Source organism: Colwellia sp. MT41 (assembly GCF_001444365.1).
In the GTDB taxonomy this organism is placed as follows: domain Bacteria; phylum Pseudomonadota; class Gammaproteobacteria; order Enterobacterales; family Alteromonadaceae; genus Colwellia; species Colwellia marinimaniae.
Genome location: NZ_CP013145.1, coordinates 21,835 through 37,219 on the forward strand (window position 1 = coordinate 21,835; position 15,385 = coordinate 37,219).

Annotated in this window: 14 protein-coding genes, 1 tRNA gene and 1 rRNA gene; 9 read left to right on the forward strand and 7 right to left on the reverse strand. The window is 41.0% G+C overall.

The features are described 5' to 3' along the window. Nucleotides 1–106: 106 nt before the first annotated feature. The 4 genes from trkA to def are packed head-to-tail and all read right to left on the reverse strand — an operon-like array spanning nt 107 to nt 4,397. Entirely contained in the window at nt 107–1,483 is a 1,377-nt protein-coding gene (gene trkA / locus CMT41_RS00085; RefSeq protein WP_058026004.1) for a Trk system potassium transporter TrkA, read from the reverse strand. Between the two features lie 37 nt (nt 1,484–1,520). Continuing rightward, nucleotides 1,521–2,843, reverse strand: a complete 1,323-nt coding sequence (rsmB, locus tag CMT41_RS00090) for a 16S rRNA (cytosine(967)-C(5))-methyltransferase RsmB (RefSeq protein WP_058026005.1) — start codon at nt 2,841–2,843, stop codon at nt 1,521–1,523. Between the two features lie 8 nt (nt 2,844–2,851). After that, a complete protein-coding gene (fmt, locus tag CMT41_RS00095) occupies nt 2,852–3,847 on the reverse strand; it encodes a methionyl-tRNA formyltransferase (RefSeq protein WP_058026006.1) in 996 nt (331 codons plus the stop codon). A 43-nt stretch (nt 3,848–3,890) separates the two neighbouring features. Beyond that, complete coding sequence (gene def, locus CMT41_RS00100; RefSeq protein ID WP_057183569.1) at nt 3,891–4,397, reverse strand: peptide deformylase; 507 nt, start codon at nt 4,395–4,397, stop codon at nt 3,891–3,893. Between the two features lie 155 nt (nt 4,398–4,552). Between def and CMT41_RS00105 the strand changes: the two genes are divergently transcribed. From CMT41_RS00105 to CMT41_RS00120, 4 genes are all read left to right on the forward strand, one after another. Then, nucleotides 4,553–5,641: a LysM peptidoglycan-binding domain-containing protein gene (locus CMT41_RS00105; protein WP_058026007.1), complete on the forward strand. Its 1,089-nt coding sequence runs from the start codon at nt 4,553–4,555 to the stop codon at nt 5,639–5,641. A 75-nt stretch (nt 5,642–5,716) separates the two neighbouring features. Next, the gene (dprA, locus tag CMT41_RS00110; RefSeq protein WP_057183573.1) at nt 5,717–6,868 is read left to right on the forward strand and encodes a DNA-processing protein DprA; all 1,152 of its coding nucleotides are present in this window, start codon (nt 5,717–5,719) and stop codon (nt 6,866–6,868) included. Nucleotides 6,869–6,887: 19 nt separating this feature from the next. After that, nucleotides 6,888–7,361, forward strand: a complete 474-nt coding sequence (locus tag CMT41_RS00115; RefSeq protein WP_057183575.1) for a DUF494 family protein — start codon at nt 6,888–6,890, stop codon at nt 7,359–7,361. A gap of 123 nt (nt 7,362–7,484) precedes the next feature. Next, on the forward strand, nt 7,485–8,045 hold the full coding sequence (locus CMT41_RS00120; RefSeq protein WP_058028105.1) for a DNA topoisomerase family protein: 561 nt from the start codon (nt 7,485–7,487) through the stop codon (nt 8,043–8,045). A gap of 73 nt (nt 8,046–8,118) precedes the next feature. On the opposite strand, the gene CMT41_RS00125 is transcribed toward CMT41_RS00120, so the two are convergent. Both CMT41_RS00125 and purE read right to left on the reverse strand, forming a co-directional pair. After that, nucleotides 8,119–9,276 carry a 5-(carboxyamino)imidazole ribonucleotide synthase gene (locus CMT41_RS00125; protein ID WP_058026008.1) on the reverse strand — a complete coding sequence of 386 codons (1,158 nt, stop codon included), beginning with the start codon at nt 9,274–9,276 and terminating at the stop codon, nt 8,119–8,121. Between the two features lie 10 nt (nt 9,277–9,286). Further along, nucleotides 9,287–9,769, reverse strand: a complete 483-nt coding sequence (gene purE, locus CMT41_RS00130) for a 5-(carboxyamino)imidazole ribonucleotide mutase (RefSeq protein ID WP_058026009.1) — start codon at nt 9,767–9,769, stop codon at nt 9,287–9,289. Between the two features lie 194 nt (nt 9,770–9,963). Between purE and CMT41_RS00135 the strand changes: the two genes are divergently transcribed. From CMT41_RS00135 to CMT41_RS00145, 3 genes are all read left to right on the forward strand, one after another. Then, nucleotides 9,964–10,515: a Sua5/YciO/YrdC/YwlC family protein gene (locus tag CMT41_RS00135; RefSeq protein ID WP_057183581.1), complete on the forward strand. Its 552-nt coding sequence runs from the start codon at nt 9,964–9,966 to the stop codon at nt 10,513–10,515. 184 nt (nt 10,516–10,699) lie between these two features. Further along, nucleotides 10,700–11,527: a shikimate dehydrogenase gene (aroE, locus tag CMT41_RS00140; protein WP_058026010.1), complete on the forward strand. Its 828-nt coding sequence runs from the start codon at nt 10,700–10,702 to the stop codon at nt 11,525–11,527. A 13-nt stretch (nt 11,528–11,540) separates the two neighbouring features. Beyond that, complete coding sequence (locus CMT41_RS00145) at nt 11,541–11,774, forward strand: hypothetical protein (RefSeq protein ID WP_057833167.1); 234 nt, start codon at nt 11,541–11,543, stop codon at nt 11,772–11,774. A 21-nt stretch (nt 11,775–11,795) separates the two neighbouring features. Here CMT41_RS00145 and CMT41_RS00150 read toward each other — a convergent pair whose 3' ends face one another. Further along, entirely contained in the window at nt 11,796–12,335 is a 540-nt protein-coding gene (locus CMT41_RS00150; protein WP_057833168.1) for a gamma carbonic anhydrase family protein, read from the reverse strand. A 765-nt stretch (nt 12,336–13,100) separates the two neighbouring features. Between CMT41_RS00150 and CMT41_RS00155 the strand changes: the two genes are divergently transcribed. Beyond that, nucleotides 13,101–14,656: ribosomal RNA gene (locus CMT41_RS00155) — 16S ribosomal RNA — on the forward strand. A gap of 93 nt (nt 14,657–14,749) precedes the next feature. Then, nucleotides 14,750–14,826 (forward strand) — tRNA-Ile (locus tag CMT41_RS00160). The last annotated feature ends 559 nt before the right edge of the window (nt 14,827–15,385 follow it).

Below are 15,385 nucleotides of genomic sequence, written 5' to 3' on the forward strand. Positions count from 1 at the left end.
AAATCCTTGTAAATTAGGGCTTGGGTTGCTGTATTCAGGGGGGATTATTACAGCTAATCAATCCAAGGATAAGTGATTAGCTGGAAGTAAAGAGGTCAAAAATGCATTAAAAATAGGTAGCACTGACTTGAAAGAGCTTTTCTATATCATAAATATAGCGTTTGTTAACTAAAAATAAAATCACATGGTCTTCTTCGTGTATTAAGGTGTTTGAGTGAGCGATAAGCACTTCACTACCACGAACTATAGCGCCGATCGTGGCTCCGGGTGGCAGTTTGATGTTTTTGATGGCACGGCCAACCACTTTTGAGGATTTTGCATCCCCTTTGGCAACAATTTCAATGGCTTCAGCAGCACCACCACGTAGGCTATAAACGTTATCGATGGCGCCACGTCTTACATGAGTTAAGAGGGCCGATATGGTTGCTTGTTGTGGTGAAATGGCAATATCAATAGTACTGCCATGTACTAAATCTATATAGGCATCGCGTTGAATAAGTACCATGGTTTTACGAACACCAAGTCGCTTAGCCAGCAGTGATGACATGATATTAGCTTCGTCATCGTTAGTCACCGCAATAAAAAGATCAAATTGGTCAATATTTTCTTCCATAAGTAGCTCTTGGTCTGAAGAGTCTCCGACGAAAACTAAGGTATTATTGAGTTCAGAGGTTAATTGCTCTGCGCGTTTTTGTGAGCGCTCAATAAGTTTTACTTGATGGTTTTTTTCTAGAATACGAGCTAAACCAGCACCGATATTACCACCACCGGCAATCATTATACGTTTATAAGCAGGTTCGAGTTTTTGTAACTCATTCATCACCGCACGAATATGAATACTGGCGGCGATAAAAAACACTTCATCATCTGCTTCTATTACTGTCGTGCCAAGAGGACGAATAGGTTTACCATTTCGGTAAATTGCCGCGACTCGAGTATCCACATTAGGAATATGATCTTTTAACGCTGACAGCGCATGGCCAACGAGTAGACCACCGTAGTAGGCTTTTACCGCGACTAGACTTACTTTGCCACTAGCAAACTCTAATACTTGCAGCGCGCCTGGGTAATCAATTAGTCGAGCTATATCTCGGGTCACTAATTGTTCAGGGGCAATGATATGGTCAACAGGTATGTGTTTTTTATGAAAAAGTTGTTCAGCATATTTTAATATTTGATTAGAGCGGATACGGGCAATTTTTTTCGGCGTGTTAAATAATGAGGAGCATATTTGGCAAGTGATCATATTGGTGGCATCGTCATTGGTAACTGCTATCACCATATCAGCATCTTCACCACCCGCTTCTTTTAATACATCTGGATGGCAACCTTGACCAATAACAACTTTCAAATCCATTTTATCTTGTAGCTCGTGCAATTTTTCACCGTCAATATCTACAATACAGATTTCATTATTCTCGCCAACAAGGTTTTCAGCTAAGGTGCCGCCAACTTGCCCAGCACCTACTATGATTATTTTCATGTGTTAGTTTCTGCTTAGGTTATACCAATAGGATTAATTATTTGAGTTTTAACAGTTTGGCGTAATAAAAGCCGTCCATATTTTTAGCATCGGGTAATAATTGCCAACCGATAGAATTTTCATCAGTATCAAGGTTATTACCAGTAATGGCAATTAATTGTGCATCTTGGTTTTGTTCCACAAAACGAGCAATCTGTTGGCAGTTTTCTTCGGGTAAAACACTACAGGTAGCATAAAGCAAGGTACCGCCCGGTTTGAGTAAAGACCAAATATTATCAAGAATCTGCTGCTGCAATATCACTAACTTATCAATGTCGTCGGCTTTACGTAACCACTTTATATCAGGGTGACGGCGAATAACGCCAGTACCTGAACAAGGGGCATCCAGTAAAATTCGATCAAATAGTTCACCTGACCACCAATCTTTACTGGCGGCATCAGCAGTAATAACCTTTGCTGAGAGACCTAAACGAGCCAAGTTTTCATGAACCCGAGTCAGGCGACCTTCTTCAATATCTATTGCAGTCATCGAGGCAATATCAGGTGTTAGCTCAATAATATGGCAAGTTTTTCCACCAGGGGCGGCACAACAATCCAATACCACATCATTTGGTTGGCAGTCTAATAAACGTGCCGCTTGCTGTGCTGCACCATCTTGTACTGAAACCCAGCCTTGTTCAAAGCCAGGTAATTTAGCGACATCGATGGGGTGAGCAAGGGCAATGGCTTGAGAATTGACTTCAATATTAGCTATGTCTATCTCTGCTGCAATAAGTAACGCTTGATACTGTTCACTAGTATGGTGTTGTTGGTTGGTGCGTAACCACATTGGTGGTCTTTGCTGGTTAGCATCGAGTATGCCTTGCCATTGTTCAGGGTAGCTTTGCTGTATTTTTTTAATAAACCAGCTAGGGTGATTATATTTTATCGAGTCAGGTAGGTTTTTATCTGTTTTATTTTCTAGTTTACTTGCCGCCTCTTGTGTACGAAGAAATCCCCTCAGTACAGCATTAACTAATGCTTTCATATGACGGTTTTTTAACGTACTTGTTGCCGATACCGTTTCACTAACCGCAGCATGGTCAGGTATACGCATATATCTTATTTGATAAACACCCACTAACAGTAAAAAGTGAAAGACTCTTTGTTTGCCCTTTAGCGGTTTCTGCATTAAATGACTGACATCGTTTTCTAATTCTGGTAGGTAGCGCAGTACGCCATAACAAATTTCTTGCAGCAAGCCCTTATCTTTACCAAGCAACTTATCTTGCTGTTTAGGCAGTTCATCACTTAAGCTTCGCCCTTTATCTATAACGGCGTAACAACATTTTGCTGCCAGGGCTCTAATATTAATTGTCATAATTTCTCTTAACCAAGCTTATTTATAGGGCTGCCAACAGTGAACCAATCGCTGCGACCATTAAGAATATCTTGCACAGGTAAGGCTTTTTTACCGGGCAATTGCATTATTTCTAAGCGTAATGAACCGTCGCCTGTTGCTACTTCTATACCTTGTTTATCCACTTTTATTATGGTGCCTGGAGCCGCACTGCCTTGATATTCTTGAACGGATGCTTGCCATACCCGTAATCTATGTTGCTTACTTTCTGATTCCGACTCTAATTCAGTGAAGGTGAATTGAGAGACAGGCCAGGGGATATATGCACGGATCTTTCTATGCAGTTCGTTTGCACTGAGTTGCCAATTAAGCTCAGCTTCTGCTTTGTCTAGTTTATGCGCGTAAGTGGCTAGTGTATTATCTTGGGCAATATTGTGCTCCCTTGCTTGATAATTAGTTTGCGCCATCAGTGCCAGTGTTTCTAGCAAAGCCGCTGGCCCCAAATCGGCAAGTTTTTCATAAAGGCTGGCGCTAGTATCGGTATTTTCAATGGCACATTCAGCCGTTAATATCATATCGCCAGTATCGAGACCTTTATCCATTTGCATTATGGTGACACCTGTTTTTTTATCTCCCGCTTCAAGTGAACGTTGAATTGGCGCTGCACCACGCCATTTAGGCAAAATTGAGCCATGGACATTTATACAGCCTAACCGTGGCGAGTTTAAAATGACTTCAGGTAAAATTAGACCATAAGCAACCACCACCATAATATCAGCGTCATATTGAGCCAATTTTTGTTGGTCTTCGTCACTTTTAAAGTTTATCGGTTGTTCAACAATAATGTTGTGTGCTAGCGCTAGCAATTTGGTCGCACAAGCGGTTAGTTTTTTACCACGACCTGCGGGTTTATCTGGCGGACAATAAACAGCAACTACATTATGTTCAGAGTTAATTAATGCCGCTAAATGTTTAGCGGCAAAGTCAGGAGTGCCAGCAAAAATGATATTTAATGGGGGAGCCAAGGGAGTATCCTATAATGGTAAATAATTACTTACTTAGTGGTTGCTATTTATCTAAACGAGCTTCTTTTTCAAGTTTCTTTTGAATTCGTTGGCGCTTTAATGGCGATAAATAATCAACAAATAAAATGCCATTTAAATGGTCAATCTCATGTTGAATACAAATGCTTTGTAAGCCGGTGGCGCTTAAAGTGAATTCTTTACCCTGGCGGTCAAGTGCTGTTACCGTGCAAGTATCATGGCGATTTACTTTGGCATAAGTTCCGGGTACGGATAAACAGCCTTCTTCATTAATCGACTTTTCATCACTGCTAGCAATAATTTCAGGGTTGATAAGTACCATAGGCTGATTGCTATCTTCAGAGGTATCCATTACAACGATACGTTGATGAATATCGACTTGTGTAGCGGCAAGACCTATGCCTTTCTCTTCGTACATAGTTGCCAGCATATCGTCTATAATTGTTGCTGTCGCACTAGTAACATCAGTAATCGGCTGCGCTTTTGTTCTTAAACGCGGATCAGGAAAACGTAAAACAGTTAGAATAGTCATATTTTGTTAAAAGAATTAGCGATAATTCATCTAGAATGTTATGTTTTAATTATATACTCAAGTAACTGTAACTGAAACCTGCATTTTAAAGTCACTCGATATAACTAATCATTATAGTGCGTTACAGCAGTAAGCACGTAAAAGGAATGAGCACCATGCTTAAAAAAATAATACTCTCGCTATCTTTAATGTCTTGTCCATTGATTGCACTTGCTGAGCAAATAAAACTTAATGATGACGCACCTAAAACCCATGTGGTAGTGAAAGGTGATACGTTATGGGATATATCAGCTTTATTTCTTGAGCAACCTTGGTTATGGCCTAAATTATGGCGTTTAAATCCAGAAATTAATAACCCACATTTAATTTACCCCGGTGATATTTTAAAGCTGGTCTTTGATGAATACGGTGAGCCAATGTTAGTGATAGAGCCGGCAAAACCTAGTTATAAATGGTCGCCTAAGATTCGTCAAAAGAAGAAAAAAGACTCGGCTATTACCTTATTACCCCTTGAGATTATTGCACCTTTCCTTAGGTACGAGCACTTATTTACCGAAGATGAGCTAGCAGCCTTACCTTATATTATAGGTAGTGATGAAGGTTATAGAATGTCGACCAAAGATTTTAAAGTGTATGTTAATGCGGATCTAGATGTGGCAAAAAGTTATGCAATTTATGATAAAGGGCAGGAGATTTTTGATCCTGAAACAGACGATTCATTAGGCTTTTATGTCAACTTAGTCGGCACAGGGCAGGTATTGAGGCGTGGTGATATTGACAACGATGTACCATCTACTCTGAATGTGGGCTCGGCAAAAAGAGAAATTCATGTCGGTAACTATGTCGTACCGGTTAATGACGGGCAATTATTGCCCGCAGTTTTTTCAATGAAAGCTGCTAAGGAGTCGCTTCGCGGTGCAATTGTTAAAGCGAGTAGTAATGGCCGTGAATTTGCCAAGTTGGAAGTTGTTATGATTAACCGTGGTCTTGAACATGATGTGACCGTAGGTGATGTCATGGCCATAAAACGTATCAGTCCAGCAGTAGTTGATACCGGTGATGGCCCCGCTTATGTGGCCGAAACATCACTTTGGCACCAAATTACTGGCGGTGATTATAATATGCCAGCAGAGACATTAGGTGAGTTAATGGTCTTTAAAGTTTATCAAAAAGCAAGTATGGCACTGATTCTACATACGGATAAACCTGCCAGAATCAGTGATTTGATTACGGCACCAGACTAGCCAGCTGTTAAAGGTTTTATTTTTTATCTAAAGGGAAAGTAAACCTAGCACTTGCTCTTAGGGAGAAGACAAGTAATGAGCAATAGCAGTAAAAATAATATTGAATATTGGTTAGCTTTAAAGCTTGTTCCTCGGTTAGCCATTCACCAAAAAATAGCGCTGGTTGAAACCTTTGGTTTAACCGCGCTTTTTTCATTTAACGATAAGTCATCGGTGCTTACTTCAGCCAATGGTTTAAGTGTTAAACAACTGCACGCTTTTTACCAGCCGAACTGGCAACAAATAGCGAAAATTATGCTAGCCAGTAAAGCATGTCATAGTGATATTATTTGCTTTGATGATGTTTGTTACCCACAAATATTAAAGCAAATTTATGATCCGCCTTTACTGATATTTATTCAGGGTAATCCTCTATTACTCAATGCGCCACAGTTAGCTGTAGTAGGTAGTCGTTCAGCTAGCGCAGGAGGTAGAGATACCGCCTTTTCATTATGCCAACAACTGGCCAAAAAAAACCTTGTTATTACTAGTGGCTTAGCACTTGGTATTGATGCTGCGGCTCATCGTGGCGCCCTTAGTGAGTCAACCGGTACTATAGCGGTAGTTGCTACTGGCTTAGATCAAGTATACCCCGCAAGACACCGTACTTTAGCGGCACAAATAATTAACTCTGGTGGAGCTATTATTAGTGAGTTTATTCCTGGTACACCAGCGAGAGCCGGGCACTTCCCCAAAAGAAACCGACTTATTAGTGGCTTGAGCTTAGGCGTTTTAGTGGTAGAGGCTGAATTGAAAAGTGGCTCTTTGATTACCGCGCGTTGTGCACTAGAGCAAAACAGAGACGTTTTTGCTATACCAAATTCTATTAAAAATCCGCACGCAAAAGGTTGCCATTGGTTAATTAAACAAGGCGCTAAACTAGTAGAGCATTGTGCCGATATAATAGATGAGTTCGCTTTTGCCGATAAAGCTAGGCTACACTTAAAGAGTGATGCACAGCCATTAAAGCCTGTTAAACAAGGCACTAACAAAGGAGTCACGGAAATAAAACAAAAAGACTTGTGTAACGATGCATTGTTGGCTAGTGTGGGATTTGAAATTACTCCCGTTGATAAAGTGGTTTTACGAAGCGAACTTCCCGTAGAGGAAGTGTTAACTCGATTAACAATGCTTGAGCTAAGTGGTCTGGTAACTGCGGTACCAGGTGGCTACATTAGAACGCAATAAAGTATATAAGGGGCTAATTATGTTCGATATCTTAATGTATCTTTTTGAAACCTATATCCAAAATGAAGCAGAAGCCATGGTGGATCATGAGCTGTTAACCGATGAGTTAACACGAGCGGGCTTTCATCAGGATGAAATATATAAAGCATTAAATTGGTTAGAAAAACTTACCGCGTTACAAGACACCGAGGCTTATCCTTATCTAACCCGTGAGGGTAGTAAGTCGGTACGTATTTATACCAGCGAAGAAATGCTGTTGCTTGATACACCTAGCCGCGGTTTTATTTTGTTTTTAGAGCAAGTGAATGTACTTGATTTTACTACGCGTGAAATGGTAATTGATAGGGTGATGGAGCTTGATACAAAATATTTCTCTATGGATGATCTTAAATGGGTAATTCTTATGGTGTTATTTAATGTACCAGGCAAAGAGTCGGCTTACTCCCAATTAGAAGATTTAATCTTTGAAGAACAAGAAGGTCCATTACACTAATAATACCTCCCAAGCCGAGTAATAAGTAGTTGCGCATTATATAGTCAGCAGTTGCTTAGCATAGGGTTTAGTCAATTTTTGTGGCATAATAGTGCCACACTTGTTTTACCCGCAATTTCAATAATGTCTGAATCTGATAAAGCTCTCTTTACTCATCACGAACATGCTTTAGATAAAGCGCAGCAAGTGTGTCCTGAATGTGGTGCTGAATTGGCTATTAAACGTGGTAAATCAGGTGCCTTTTTAGGCTGTGTCAATTACCCTAATTGTCAATATACCCGCGCAGTAGTAGAACATGAACGTGTTGAAGATAAGATACTATCGGGTAGTGAATGTCCATTGTGCTCACATGAGTTAGCGGTGAAACAAGGTCGATACGGTATGTTTATTGGTTGTAGTAACTTCCCTGCATGTTATCATATCGAGCATGAGGTGCAAGAAACCTTAGATAATGTGGCATGTCCAAGCTGTAAAAGCGGTTCATTGCAAGAAAAGACCAGTCGCTTTGGCAAAAAATTTTACTCCTGTGATGCTTATCCAAAATGTAAGTTTGTTGTGAACCATGAACCTATGGGGGGGCAGTGCGAAAAGTGTCAATTTCCGTTACTATTAAAAAGAAATATGGCCGCTGGGCTTAAATACCAGTGCGCAGATAAAAAATGCTCTCATATGCAGAAGGCATGACAAAGTATCCTCTATAAAAAAAGACGCCTTTCACTATGTGAATAGGCGTCTTTTTTATTGATGGCATTACTTATTAACTTTGTTTGTCTAAATAGTTTTTTGCGAAATCGTTAAGATCAGGGAATGCTTTAGGGCAAAGGATATCAGCTAAACTTTGTAAACGCTGAGCAAGTTGTAATTCATGCTCACCGCTAACATTAATATGGCCCATCTTACGACCTACACGTTTACCTTTGTTGTACCAATGAACAGATACACTTGCTATAGCAAGCACTTCATCAGGGATAGTGTCTTCACCAATAATGTTGACCATCGCTGTTGGGCGAACAAGCGCTGTACTACCTAAAGGCAAATCACAGATTGCTCTTAAGTGATTTTCAAACTGACAGGTGTCAGCACCTTGCTGGGTCCAATGACCTGAATTATGGACTCTGGGTGCAATTTCATTGACCAAGAGCTGATTACCGACTTGGAAAAATTCAATGGCCATAACACCAACATAGTTGAGTTTATCAGATAGCGCTTTAAATATAGTACCAGCTTGCTCTTGTAGTTTAGTATTAATAGGAGCGGCAACGGATACCGTTAAAATACCATTGGTATGGTGATTTTCAGTCAGAGGATATACTGCAACATCACCATTGACTCGGCGTACACCAATAAGAGAAATTTCGCGATCAAAAGGCACCATTTGTTCAGCAACAATGCCCTGCTTTACTGTTGTGGTCGAAGCGTTAAGGAAATCAGCCATTTCTTGCCAAATTGCTTCGGCATCAGCAGCTACTTTTAATCGCCATTGGCCTTTGCCATCATATCCTTCAAGTGCTGTTTTAAAGATAATAGGTAAAGATAAGTAACTAATTGCCTTGTCAAAGTCTTCTTTTGAATTAACAAAATAATGTTTGGCATTGGCAGTATTACAAGATTCAAGCAATGCTTTTTCTAACCGTCTATCACCGCCAATCTTAATAGCTTCACTTTTTGGAAAAAGTTTTCCTGATTGCTGACACTGGTCAAGTATGTCATGAGCTACATGTTCAAACTCGGCGGTAATAACATCAGCATGAATAATGCCAGCTGCTAAATCGCCATATATGTGTTCAGGAGTTATAGGGTGAACCACCTTATTACTTGATACATCGAGTGCTTTGACATCCAAGTTTAAAGGTGTGCCCGCTAATTGCATCATTCGAGCTAATTGGCCTGCGCCAAGTACGAGAACTTTTTTCATCATGCTGTGTTTATTCTGCCGGATTTGGGTTAGCAAGTATGGTTTCGGTCTGTTTTTTACGAAACTGTTCGATGTTTTCTTGGATCTCAGTATTATGAGTGCCGATAATCTGTGCCGCAAGTAAACCGGCGTTAGCCGCACCGGCATTACCTATAGCTAAGGTACCTACTGCGATACCTTTTGGCATTTGTACAATAGATAATAATGAGTCCTGTCCGTTAAGTGCTTTAGATTGCACAGGTACACCCAAAACAGGTAAAGAGGTATAAGCTGCAGCCATACCTGGTAGGTGAGCGGCACCACCAGCACCAGCCACAATGACTTTAATGCCTCTATCTTTTGCACTTTCAGCATATTCGGCAAGTAAGTGCGGGGTGCGATGAGCTGAAATTACTTTTGTTTCGTATTTTACACCCAAAGAATCAAGCATTTCTGCTGTATGTTGCATTGTTGGCCAATCTGATTTTGACCCCATGATGATACCCACTGTCATGAATTTATGCCCTTTAAAAGAATATAGTGTTCTTCGTTTACGAAGAAAGTAAAAATAGAGCTGTAATTATAACCTTGTTTAGCGCAATACGGAATGGAGAACTTTTTTATCGATAAATTAATCCATCACTAGATATTTGTGATGGGGTTTTGGTAATATTGTCATGGATGTAGTTATTAATAGAAGGGTGATTTGTGAACGAAGAAAATGTAGTTGATGCTTTCAACAATGGTGGCATTATCGCTTATCCTACCGAAGCGGTGTTTGGTCTCGGTTGTGATCCAGACAACGAAGAGTCACTTAAACACTTGTTAGCGCTAAAGCAGAGATCGGCTGAGAAAGGACTCATTTTACTGGCCGGAAATTACTCGCAATTACTGCCTTATATCGATGACAGTAAAATTCCGCAAGATAAGCGTTTTACTATGTTATCGAGATGGCCAGATGGCATTACGCAACTTGTTCCTAAAAATAGTAATATTTCACCGTTATTATCGGGTAAGTTTGACACCATTGCGGTAAGGATTACCAGCCAACCTGACGTTGTTGCTCTGTGTAAACAAACCAATAAACCCATAGTATCGACCAGTGCTAACTTATCTGGGCAAGAGCCAGCTAAAACATGGCAAACATTAGATCCGGTATTATCTAAGCAAGTAGATTTTATTATTGAGGGAGTAACGTTAGGTCATAGCTCACCATCAAAAATAATGCATGCGCTGACCGGCAAAGTGATTAGAACATAACTGCAGCGTAGGTATTGAGCATGTTCGTATGGTATATTCAATTATGCTTGCGGAAAATTCTAAAGGTTTCTTTTAGCATCAAAATAAAAATCAGTAACTTATTCGAAAGTGTTACTGCTTTTTTGTTTTCATTAATTGTTGATTCAGTTAGGCTGTCGCCATTCGTTAACTTCTCCCTATCGCTATGACACAACCAATTCCAGATCAATATCGCGTTTTTGGCAATCCAATTAAGCAATCACGTTCACCAGACATTCATCATATATTTGCCAGTAAGAGCCAACAAATAATTAATTACCAAAAACAGCTAGTTGATATTGATGGTTTCGCTAATGCGGTTGCCGAACTTATTGATCAAGGCGGAAAAGGCGCAAACGTAACCGCACCTTTTAAAGAACAAGCACTGGCATTAGCCGATGAGCTCACCGAACGTGCATCATTAGCTGGCGCAGTTAACACCCTAACTTTTAAAGAAGGCAAGATACTCGGTGATAACACCGATGGTGAAGGCTTAGTTCAAGACCTAATTATTAACAAAGTACTGTTAAAGCAAAGGAGAATTTTGCTCTTGGGTGCTGGTGGCGCAGCCAGAGGAGTCTTATTGCCGCTATTGGCGCAAGGTCCTAGCGCTATTGTTATTGCTAATAGAACGGTAAGTAAAGCAAAAGATCTTTGTCAGCATTTTAACGATGGACGACTAAGTGCTTGTAGCTTTTCTGAGACCACAGGTCAAGAGTTTGACCTGATAATTAATGCCACATCTGCAAGTTTAGCTGGAGATTTACCACCAATACCTACTAGCATAATAAACAGTAAAGTGGTTTGTTATGACATGGCATACGGGAAAAATGAAACGCAATTTCTTCAATGGGCAAGAGAGCAAGGAGCGGTAGACGTTATTGATGGTTTAGGCATGTTAGTTGGACAAGCTGCGGTAAGCTTTGCTATTTGGCGAGGGGTAACTCCCCAAGTGCAACCAGTAATTAAAAAATTAAGAGCCGCTCTTAAATAAAATAGGAATAAATATGAATCAAGCCATTTTGTTTAATGATGACTTAGTATTTGATGACGAACAAGACGCTTGGTGTTTTACCGCGCTACTCTCGGCGCAAGTGATGACTATTTACTTTCATTCAATGCAGTTAAAGAACCTTGCAAAGATAGATAACTGTACTAAGTTCGACTTAGAAGAAATAGTTGAACTCTGGCTCGAAAAAAACGAGCCAGAGGGAGATAGTATTCACATACAAATGCGTTAATTATTATCGCCATAAAGGGAATCATTCACTGAGGTAGTCATTTTTTAATTCGACATAGTTTATCGCGGACTGTTTAAGGAAAGCGGCTTCACTTTCTTTTAATGGCCTAACTTGTTTTACTGGGTTACCAACATATAAATAACCGCTTACCAGTGTTTTATTTGGTGGCACTAAACTGCCGGCGCCAATAAAAACATCATCCTCGACAATTACACCATCCATAATTATCGCACCCATACCAACTAATATGCGGTTGCCAAGCTGACAGCCGTGTAGCATACATTTATGACCTACAGTGACGTCGTCGCCAATAATTAATGGATTTCCTTGTGGATTACTCGAACTTTTACGGGTGACGTGTAAAACACTACCGTCTTGTATATTTGTACGAGCACCAATGGTTATGGTATTAACATCTCCTCGGGCGGCAACGAGCGGCCAAATACTGACATCATCTGATAAGGTAATGTCTCCAACTAAAACGGCTGAGTTATCGATATAGATATTCGAACCAAGGGAGGGGTAAATACCTTTATAAGGACGTACGTTAGTTATACTCATATAGCACCTTTTGCACAGCTGCAATTTAATTTAATGGCAAGTGGTGGTAAAAATAACATAGACAGTCAATAAAACCAGTATTAGAGCAGCTTTGTATTGAAAAAATCTATAAAGATAAAATAAGCAATTGAAATGAAAAACAATAAATACGACTAACTAATGAACGTATCGAGGTAAACTCACACAAGGGCTGTGTGAAAATAGAGCAAGGGAAATATTTATACGATTTTAACCAAAAAAGGGTTGACCTAATTATAAAAATGTCTAAAATGCGCATCCAGTTCCAAGGGGTATCCTAAAGAACTGTTTTGATAAGTTATCTACTTCCTTTTAAGGTAAATAAGTTAACTTAACGTTTTAAAAGTTAAGCTGAAAAATTAATTTAAATAAAACGTTGACATCAAAACTCGGAAGCGTATTATACGCATCCTGCTTCGGGCAAACGGCAACGTTAGCAAGGAGTTAAAGCGAGTAACGAATGCGATTACTGCTTATTTCTTTAACAATTAGTTATCATGCAATTTGTGTGGACACTCACATTAATGTTGTTTTACATAGTTTTCCTTTCGGGGAGAACAAAAACGCTTAATGAATGATGTTCATGCAAATAAATATAGTTGCTTATTTCTAGCGAGATAGGTAGCGACTATGTAATGCTTCTTTTACTTGTAGGCGGGAACTTGTTCGCGCATTACTTTTAAAAGGAACGACAGAATTCATTGAGCAGTAACACATCGCTTGCGATGAGGTTACACAAACGATTTTTAATTGAAGAGTTTGATCATGGCTCAGATTGAACGCTGGCGGCAGGCTTAACACATGCAAGTCGAACGGTAACATGAACTAGCTTGCTAGTTTGATGACGAGTGGCGGACGGGTGAGTAATGCTTGGGAATATGCCTTGGAGTGGGGGACAACAGTTGGAAACGACTGCTAATACCGCATAACGTGCTTTTTGTAGTGAAAAGTACCAAAGGGGGGGATCTTCGGACCTCTCGCTTCTTGATTAGCCCAAGTGAGATTAGCTAGTTGGTAAGGTAAAGGCTTACCAAGGCGACGATCTCTAGCTGGTTTGAGAGGATGATCAGCCACACTGGGACTGAGACACGGCCCAGACTCCTACGGGAGGCAGCAGTGGGGAATATTGCACAATGGGCGAAAGCCTGATGCAGCCATGCCGCGTGTGTGAAGAAGGCCTTCGGGTTGTAAAGCACTTTCAGTTGTGAGGAAAGGTGGTGATTTAATAAATCATCACTGTGACGTTAGCAACAGAAGAAGCACCGGCTAACTTCGTGCCAGCAGCCGCGGTAATACGAGGGGTGCAAGCGTTAATCGGAATTACTGGGCGTAAAGCGTTCGTAGGCGGTTATTTAAGCAAGATGTGAAAGCCCAGGGCTCAACCTTGGAACTGCATTTTGAACTGGGTAACTAGAGTACTGTAGAGGGTGGTGGAATTTCCAGTGTAGCGGTGAAATGCGTAGAGATTGGAAGGAACATCAGTGGCGAAGGCGGCCACCTGGACAGATACTGACGCTGAGGAACGAAAGCGTGGGGAGCGAACAGGATTAGATACCCTGGTAGTCCACGCCGTAAACGATGTCAACTAGCCGTTCGTGGACTTGATCCGTGAGTGGCGCAGCTAACGCACTAAGTTGACCGCCTGGGGAGTACGGCCGCAAGGTTAAAACTCAAATGAATTGACGGGGGCCCGCACAAGCGGTGGAGCATGTGGTTTAATTCGATGCAACGCGAAGAACCTTACCATCCCTTGACATCCAGAGAAGAGACTAGAGATAGACTTGTGCCTTCGGGAACTCTGTGACAGGTGCTGCATGGCTGTCGTCAGCTCGTGTTGTGAAATGTTGGGTTAAGTCCCGCAACGAGCGCAACCCCTATCCTTATTTGCCAGCGCGTTATGGCGGGAACTCTAAGGAGACTGCCGGTGATAAACCGGAGGAAGGTGGGGACGACGTCAAGTCATCATGGCCCTTACGGGATGGGCTACACACGTGCTACAATGGCAGGTACAGAGGGCTGCAATACCGCGAGGTGGAGCGAATCCCACAAAGCCTGTCGTAGTCCGGATCGGAGTCTGCAACTCGACTCCGTGAAGTCGGAATCGCTAGTAATCGTGGATCAGAACGCCACGGTGAATACGTTCCCGGGCCTTGTACACACCGCCCGTCACACCATGGGAGTGGGATGCAAAAGAAGTGGCTAGTTTAACCTTCGGGAGGACGGTCACCACTTTGTGTTTCATGACTGGGGTGAAGTCGTAACAAGGTAACCCTAGGGGAACCTGGGGTTGGATCACCTCCTTATCTTGAAGTAAAATTGCTTAATGGGAATTCTCTTTTAAGAGCGTTTCACGAGTGTTCACACAAATTACATGATAACAAAAATGAAGAAACGATAGGTCTGTAGCTCAGCTGGTTAGAGCGCACCCCTGATAAGGGTGAGGTCGGCAGTTCAAGTCTGCCCAGACCTACCAATTTCGTATTCTATCTGCGTTAGTTCGCAGCTCGTGTAGAAAAGCCTACACGTCGCTACCAACTGCCTTGATAGAAAACGAAATGGTATTGTTTCTCTGTATAAAGAAAGAAGCCAAACTTAAAGTGTTGTCGCGGGAATTTATTCGCGCTTATGAAAACAACTTAAGTTTGGTTTTTTAAACCACTTTTTAAGCGAATGTGCCTTAAATTGAAGTTCTTTAACAATCTGGAAAGCTGATATAAATATCGGTATTTATGTCGTAACGAACGGTGTCGCGCTGAACGTTGCAATGATATAAATACCAACAAAAGCGATACAATCTCTCCCAAGAGGTTGTATCAACATTCGATTGATGTCTACTCGACATTGATTGTCTTATCAAGTAACTCATCTTATATGAACCTTTCGAGGTAAGTATATTGAGTACGTGAAAATGTCAGACTTTACAATTAGTTCGGATTAGTCTCCGAACATTCTAGTAAAATGTTTTATCTTTTGTTTTACAATAAATAATTCATTTCGACGGGGTTTGTGCTTTAAACAAGGCGCTTAGATAT